Annotated in this window: 6 protein-coding genes; 5 read left to right on the forward strand and 1 reads right to left on the reverse strand. The window is 60.1% G+C overall.

Translation table 11 applies throughout. The features are described from left to right. The coding region (locus GNZ13_RS49800) for a TOMM precursor leader peptide-binding protein (protein WP_172178829.1) at positions 1 to 2,024 on the forward strand (2,024 nt) is incomplete at its 5' end. 352 nt (positions 2,025 to 2,376) lie between these two features. On the opposite strand, the gene GNZ13_RS49805 is transcribed toward GNZ13_RS49800, so the two are convergent. Further along, positions 2,377 to 3,930: an EAL domain-containing protein gene (locus GNZ13_RS49805; protein WP_172178830.1), complete on the reverse strand. Its 1,554-nt coding sequence runs from the start codon at positions 3,928 to 3,930 to the stop codon at positions 2,377 to 2,379. Positions 3,931 to 5,640: 1,710 nt separating this feature from the next. Between GNZ13_RS49805 and GNZ13_RS49810 the strand changes: the two genes are divergently transcribed. The 4 genes from GNZ13_RS49810 (at position 5,641) to GNZ13_RS49825 (ending at position 7,791) form a co-directional block, all read left to right on the forward strand. Next, a complete protein-coding gene (locus tag GNZ13_RS49810) occupies positions 5,641 to 5,838 on the forward strand; it encodes a hypothetical protein (protein ID WP_172178831.1) in 198 nt (65 codons plus the stop codon). 298 nt (positions 5,839 to 6,136) lie between these two features. Further along, complete coding sequence (locus GNZ13_RS49815) at positions 6,137 to 6,706, forward strand: phasin family protein (protein ID WP_172178833.1); 570 nt, start codon at positions 6,137 to 6,139, stop codon at positions 6,704 to 6,706. A 154-nt stretch (positions 6,707 to 6,860) separates the two neighbouring features. Next, complete coding sequence (gene phbB, locus GNZ13_RS49820) at positions 6,861 to 7,604, forward strand: acetoacetyl-CoA reductase (RefSeq protein WP_172161423.1); 744 nt, start codon at positions 6,861 to 6,863, stop codon at positions 7,602 to 7,604. A 28-nt stretch (positions 7,605 to 7,632) separates the two neighbouring features. Next, positions 7,633 to 7,791, forward strand: a complete 159-nt coding sequence (locus GNZ13_RS49825) for a hypothetical protein (RefSeq protein ID WP_172178835.1) — start codon at positions 7,633 to 7,635, stop codon at positions 7,789 to 7,791. The last annotated feature ends 2 nt before the right edge of the window (positions 7,792 to 7,793 follow it).

Genomic DNA, 7,793 nt, shown 5'->3' on the forward strand with positions numbered 1-7,793 from the left:
TGGTGCGGCAATCCTATGTGCGCGCCGACGCCCCCAGCGATCGCGATTGCGCGCGCGGCTTCTTCGAGCGCGCGGGGCTGGACGGCGATGCGGCCTGCGAGCGGATCGCCCAGTTGCGCGTCGCAGTGCAAACCTTCGGCGTCGACGCAGCGCCGCAGCTAGCCGCGCTCGCGGCAAGCGGTATCGCAGTTGCGCCGAACGCGGCCGCGCTCACGATCGCGCTCGTCGACACGTATGAAAGGCTCGAGCTCGCCACCTTGGCGACGCAGGTCGCGGCGCGCGGCGGCATGCTGCTCGTCGTCGTTCCCGATGGCGTGCAAGCTTTGATCGGCCCGCTGCTGGGCGGCAACGATGCGGACCACGACGCGCCCTGTTTCACATGCGTGCAGTACTGGACATCGCTGAATCGTCCGGTGCAGACCTTGCTGCGCCGCCATCACGGAGACGGGGCCATGCAGCCCGCGCCCGCCCATACGCGCGCTAGCCTGGCAGCCGCTTGTGCGTTCGTCGCCGCCTTGATCGAGCAGTTGGCCGTGAACGACACGCGCCGCGAACAGGCGCGCCGGGAGATCCTGTCGTTGCGACTCGACACGTTCGCGACAGCCTCGCACCGCGTGGTGCGGCGCCCGCAATGTCCTTGCTGCGGCAATCCCCGCTGGATGCGGGAGCAGGCGGAGCGCGCACCGGTACTGACGGAAGTCAGGCCGTTCGCGACGCGCCCAGGCGGGTTTCGCGCCATGACGCCACAACAGGTCGTCCAGCGTTATGCACGTCACGTCTCGCCGGTCAGCGGCGCCATCGCCTATCTGCATCCGATGCCCGGACGGCATGCCGGTCTGCGCAAGGTCTACGTTGCCGGCTATCTGGTCTGCCCGCCGGATGTGCCGCGTACGAATCGCTTCGACCGTATCTGTGCGGGCAAGGGCAGCAGCGATGAACAGGCGCGCGTCAGCGCGCTGTGCGAGGCGATCGAGCGTTTCAGCGGCGTCTATCAGGGTGACGAGGCGTCGGTGCGCGCGAGCATGGCCGAGTTGCTCCACAACCGGGCTCATGGAGGCGGCGCGCCGATTCATGTCAATGATCTTCAGCAGTTCAGCGACCGACAATTCGAATGCGGTGACGCCATCAACGCGCTGACGGACGACGTTCGCAAACAGGTGCCACGACGCTTCGGCGTCGACGATATGATCGACTGGACGCCGGCGTGGTCGTTGAATACAGGAGCACGGCACTGGGTGCCGCTCAGTTATTGCTTCGCCGAGACGCCGGAGACGGCGGGACCGCTGTCGTTCTGCGTGCACAACCCGAACGGCAGCGCAGCGGGATCGTGCCTGGAGGAGGCGATCCTTCAGGGGCTATTCGAACTGATCGAGCGGGATGCCACGGCGATCTGGTGGTACAACCAGGTGGCGCGGCCCGGCATCGATCTGAAGAGCTTCGGCGATCCCTACATCGACGCATTGGAACGCGAATATGACGCGATGGGCTGGCGCCTCTGGGCGCTCGAGCTGACGCACGATCTTGGCATTCCCGTCATGGTCGCGGTCGCGGAGAATCCGGCGACGGGCCGCTTCTCGATCGGATTCGGATGCCACCTGCAGCGTCACATCGCACTGGAGCGAGCGCTCACCGAAGTCAATCAATTGCTCGACGTCGCTGCCGATGCGCCACCGCCATGGGACAACGAGAAACTATCGTCGAAGCAATTCCTGTATCCGTCCCTCGAATCCGGCACAGTCGCAGCGCCGTCCAGTCCTGCCGACGCCATTGCCGTGCCGCTCGATCTGAAAGACGCAATCGAACAATGCATGAAACGGTTGACGGAAGCCGGCATGGAGATCCTCGTGGTGGACAAAACGCGGCCTGACATCGGTTTGCCGGTGGTGCAGGTGATCGTGCCTGGCCTATGTCATTTCTGGCCGCGTTTCGGCGCCTCGCGTCTTCGCACCGTGCCGGTCAAACAGGGTTGGCTGGACCGGCCGCGCGAAGAAAGCGAACTGAATGGCGCGCTGTTGTTTCTCTAGATCTGCGCCGCCACGCCGTCGACAAAGGGGTTGAGCCACGCTGAGCGCGAATTTCAATCATAAGCCTGACAGTTATAAGGCCTAACGTTTTCATAAGTGAGGTGCGTAGTTCCCCGTGGGCGCTTAGTCACATCAGGGTACAAATAGCGAGACAGTTCTCTTCTCGCTGCTCGTCGTCAGACGTCAGGATCATTTGGTATCTGATCATTGACACCGGCTGCGATGTTTCCGAATAGCTCTGTGCATCTATATAACCCTGGCGCTTATGATAAAAATTCGCGCTCAGCGTGGGTCCACCCCCCAGTGGACAGACGTGATAGTCAGACTGACAGGAACCTGAAGTACCAGAAGTTTAGGACGTCACCGTTTGCGACGTGCCATGGATTGGTGAATGACGGTACATCCGTTCGAATTCCAGAACGTTGGCCGGCCTCTGGAACAGGAAACCCTGCGCGAACCGGATGCCGATCTGCTTCAAGGCGTCGCGCTGCTCGACTTCTTCCACGCCTTCCGCTACCACGGTCAGGTCCAGCTTGTTCGCGAGATAGGCGATGCCTTCAACGAGCTGGAGGCCGTGGCTTGCAACGCCGGCGGTGAATTGCCGGTCGATCTTGATGTAGTCGAAGGCGAAGCGCTGCAACAGCGCGAGGTTGCTGTTGTCGGTTCCGAAATCGTCGATCGCGAACTTGACGCCATGAGCCTTGAGGCTCATCAGGTTGTCATGGCTGGCCGCAAGGCCCTGCAGCAGCCCGCGTTCGGTGATCTCGAGTACGACCTCAAACCGGGTGGAACTTCGCATGAGCGTCGAGCTAATATCGTGCGGAAAACAGTGCATTTCGACGTGCTTTGGTGCGAGGTTGACGTTCACCCGGAACCCGTCCGGGAAGCCGCAGGCGTCAAGTTCGGCGAGCGCCGTAGCCAGCACGAATTCCGTTAAAGGTGCAATGACGGCCGTCGTCTCTATTTCGCCGATGAATTTGCCCGGCGTAACCAGACCGAGGCGCGGATGTTTCCAGCGCAACAGCGCCTCGGCGCCAACCCAGCGCCCGGTTTGCAGGTCGACGATCGCCTGGTACTCGACATAGAACTCGTTGCGCCGCAAGCCCGCGCGAACCTGTCTTTCCAGTCGCTGGCGGGGTGTGAAACCCGCGACGTAGCCGGCGAGCAGTGCGGCAAACACGGAGAGTCCGGCAAACAGTGCAACGATTTCGGTCATGAACAGGTCGGCGCGCAGCTTGCCGGCATCGCGCTCCACCTGGACGAGGATGTCGCCCGTGCTGGACGCGCGCGCAGTGGCCCTGTAGAAACGTCCGTCGCTCGTGAGGGTGCCCCCCGATCCGTCGGAGACCGACGCGCTTTTAGCCCCCGACGCTTTCGCCCGCGCAAGGATGTCCACGACGTACGCGCCCTCGACGATATACAGAATGCCGCGGTGGTGGTCGACCGGAACATGGATCGCCATGACGGGTACGTCCGGTATCGGTCGCGTTCCGCCAAGAAACGCGATCTGCCGGGCATCTCCCGATGGGACAAGATACGCGGCGAGCGGGATGGACACCGGTCCAAGCACGGTTGAGCAGTAGACGTTCCCATCCTCGACCAGCATGGCGGTCCGGCGATAGGGGATGAACACGTCCCTGAGCGTGAGATTCGCCTGGACCTCAGGGCAGGGCCGTCCCGCCAGATTCGCGAGTTTGCGCTCGCCAGTGCGGGTCTCCGTAACGATGCGGTCAAGGGAGTCGTCGATGTCCCGGGCGACGACATTCTGCTGGATCTGCGCCCGTTCGAACGTGATGAAATAGCCCGTGGTCAGTACCAGCCCGATCACGGCGATGAACGAGGCTATTCCGAGTGCTTTGCGCCGGCACGACGCGGCGCTTTCTTGCCACAAGACGGTCGCAGGCATTCGCTTCCCCCTTTTTGCGTTTGCCCCGCCTCGGGCTCGCGCGACGCAGGCGAGGCGGCAACGGTTATCGTCCGGGCCCAGTAAGCTGCCACTTAACAAATTATATGATTTATAGCATCCCGTCGACTGCACCGTCGTCGGCCGTGACGAGCGGCTCGTCCTGCACAGTCCGGCGACGCCTGTACATGACCGTCACGGATATCTGCCGAGGAGCAACCGGCATAGCCGAACGCGCACGGCCGGCATCCAGGGAATGCGCGGGCCGGATGTCTCGTACCGGAGGCATCGAGGTCGCGGTAACGAAGGAAGTCGCGCCACGCAGAGCCGATTGCGACGACCCCGGCAATCTTTATGAGGCAGGCTCTCGCTGGGACGGGAAGATCCTGATGTGACGTTCATCGGTAGTCTCGCAGGTGGGGCGTCAACTTTGGGCCGTCAATTCGGCTTCACGGGCCAGAGCATGCGTTGCGTGACTATGTCTCATGAGGGTTCGCGCGGCGACGCTTTTCGGCAGACGTCAGATCGCTCGGATTTAATCGACGCTCAGGCATCGCCCGCCGAAATTCTATCGTTGGTTAGGCATGCAAATGTCAAGGATGAATTGAAATGTCGTACTTTCTGCTACATTCAAATGTCATAGCAGAGCCGTTTGTTCAGGCGGGGAAGGGCGTGAGTCGGCCATGAAGCGTCATTCACCCGTCGCGTCGCTTGGACGTTCATCTGTCGGCTCCGCCCAGTAAACGGCCCTTCGATAAGGGGTCCCCTCAGGATTCGGATTTTTAAGCACGCAAAAATCCGAATCCTGAGGGGACCCCCTATCCGGAATGAGCGATTATCTGTTGGGTTTCGCACCCTCCCGCGCGGTCGCTATGTGGTTTGCGTCTTACCGCGACGGTAAGACAGAAGTCCCGGAAGACCTGACGCACCCGAAGAAGGGGGTGGACCAAGCTGGGCGCGAATTTCTATCATAAGCGCCAGGGTTATATAGATGCACAGAGCTATTCCGAAACATCGCAGTCGGTGTTCTTAACGCTCCCTGGCAGGAGTGGCTCGCCGCGCATTCCAGCGAAAAAGTTGTCCCGCCTGCGGCAGCCGCGGTGCTGGGCGGCGCCCCCGGCACGTATGTGCCTGATACATGAGCGCTTGACGATCGAGGACACCCCTGCGGACATCGGAAGCGTTCGCCGGGAGACTGGATTAGGAGCCGGCGACTTGATGCCTGGCACAATGCCGTGAATTCGCGCAACGTAGCAAATTCACGCGCGCTGTAATAAATATTTCGCAATGTTGAGATATGAACAACCGCTTCAAGAAAAAGACAACCTATAAATACAATCTTCAAATATAAACTTACCCAATGCAGTCAGAATGAACTAGTATCATGAATTAAGCTGCCTCTTCAAACTTTGATGCAGTCCGGATCAACCCATGGGTCATGCCAGACAGGCATCCACTGGTGTCGGCCGTGGCGTTGTGGGCGGTAACGCGCTGCCATGTTATGCAAAAGTAATCAGCAAACGAAAAGGCTGCGTCAATAAAAAGCATTCCGCATATTGCATTCGAAAATTGAGCGGCTATGATGGCGTCTCCGTGATTCGATTTCTCGAGTGATCGCTTTACGGAGGAGACGGCTGAAACATTTGCCGGGCATTCACGCTGGAGAGGGCAATCAATACTCCCTGCGCAGACAGACTAAATCGAGGAGACGATATGCTGAGTCCCCATGAATTCGCGACGTTAATGCTCATCAAGAACGCACCAGACCAGATCGAACTGGGGCGCGCTGAGCTTGATACGCTGCTGGAGCGTCAACTCATATCACTGGAAAACCTCGCGTCAGGACGCCCTTGTCCTCATATCACAAGCGATGGCGATTCCATTCTCAAAGCCGTCGCCCGGATGCGCTAGACATCTGCGGCGTCCATCGCCCTGTCCTGAACGAAATCGCAGCGTTTGCTGTCCCCCATGTTCGACACGAACTGCTGCACCACACGGCGAGCGCGCCGAAGAAACAGTCATGAACGAAGCGTCCCAGTTGGGGTTTAAGTTGTAGTGTCTGTTGATGTAACGACCGTCCGAAGTCCTCGCGACGCGTGCTGCCTTGCAGGCGTCCTTGCGCTTCGATTTATCCACCATCGCGATCCGCCGCAACACACCCGTCCTATCGGGGCTTCGCGCGCCGGACCGAATTTTGAGGATGTCAACAATGACTCAACCGAGTCCCGAGTATCTTGCTGCCGCGAAGGCCAACCTCGACGCTTTCTTTGGGGTGGCCGGCAAGGTCTTTGAAGGCGTCGAAAAACTGGCCGCTCTGAACCTGCAGGTCGTCAGGGCCACGCTGGCCGAGGCGCAGGAGAACATGACGAAGGTGTCCGGCACGACGGAGCCACCGCAATGGTTTGCGCTGCAAGCAGGTTTCACCGGACCCTTCGCGGAAAAATCGCTGTCATACGGCCGGCAAGTGTTCGACATCGCGTCGGCCACTCAGGCTGAAGTCACGCAACTCGCACAGACGCATTACGAACGGTATAACGATCCCGTGCAGGCACTCGTCGAGGAAGCGGCGAAGCATAGTCCCGCAGGTTCCGAAGCAGCGATCGCTGCGTGGAAATCCGCGATTGCCGCCACCACGACCCTGTACGAAACGTTGCAGAAAACGGGGCAACAGGCGGTGCAGGTTGCCGGGAGTAATTTTGATGCAGTCACAGCCACAGCGTCAAAGGCTCTGCAAAGCAACTCCGGGCAGGCACCCGTAGCCGCGGGCGCGAAGCGATAGAACTGACGCGGGCAGCAATGCCCGCGGTGAGGTTCTTGTAATATATAAAGGATTCCTTATGGATAAGGAATCAAAGCTTCCAGTATTCAATTCATGGACTGAAGGCAGTGTTGCTCCAGATGAGCATAACGCCGGCTTTTATGAGGACGATTCGATGGCAAAGCAGATCGCGGTGGTGACGGGTGGAACGGGCGGACTTGGCGAAGCGATCAGCATCAAGCTGCATGACGCCGGGTATGCGGTCGTGGTCACCTGTTCTCCGGGCAACACCGGTGCGAACGAGTGGCACGCCCGGATGGAAGCGCAGGGACGGCAATTCCTCGCCTACACGGTCGACGTCGCCGACTACGACTCGTGTGAAAGATGCGCGGCGCAAATCAGAACTGAGGTCGGACCGGTCGACATTCTGATCAACAACGCCGGCATCACGCGCGACGCCAGCTTCAAAAAGCTCGACAAGGTCAATTGGGACGCGGCAATCCGGACCAACCTCGATTCGGTGTTCAACATGACGAAGCCGGTGTGCGACAGCATGGTCGAACGTGGCTGGGGTCGCATCATCAATGTCTCGTCGATCATCGGCTCCAAGGGCGGGTTCGGCCAGACCAACTATGCGGCGGCCAAGGCCGGCATGCATGGCTTCACGAAATCGCTGGCGCTTGAGGTGGCGAAGAAAGGTGTCACCGTCAACACGATCTCGCCCGGCTTTATCGCGACGAAGATGGTGATGGCGGTGCCCGAGGACATCCGCGAGACGAAGATCATTCCGCAGATTCCGGTTGGCCGGCTCGGACAACCCGATGAAATCGCCGCACTCGTGCTGTACCTGTGCTCGCACGAGGCGGGTTTCGTGACCGGAGCCAACATTGCCATCAACGGGGGGCAACACCTGCAGTGAAGCCGGTCGTTCTGCAATGGAGGGTACGATGAGTGAAACAGTGGGAATCGTGGTGGGTTCGTTCGTGCTGGCGATGGCACCCGTGTTCGTCGCCGCTCATTATTACCGGGAGCAGATGCGTCGAAAGCGGCTCACACAGCTGGATCACCGTCACTACTGGCCGCACTGGAACAACGCCCGGCATTGAGC

The organism is Paraburkholderia elongata (genome assembly GCF_013177735.1).
In the GTDB taxonomy this organism is placed as follows: Bacteria; Pseudomonadota; Gammaproteobacteria; order Burkholderiales; family Burkholderiaceae; genus Paraburkholderia; species Paraburkholderia elongata.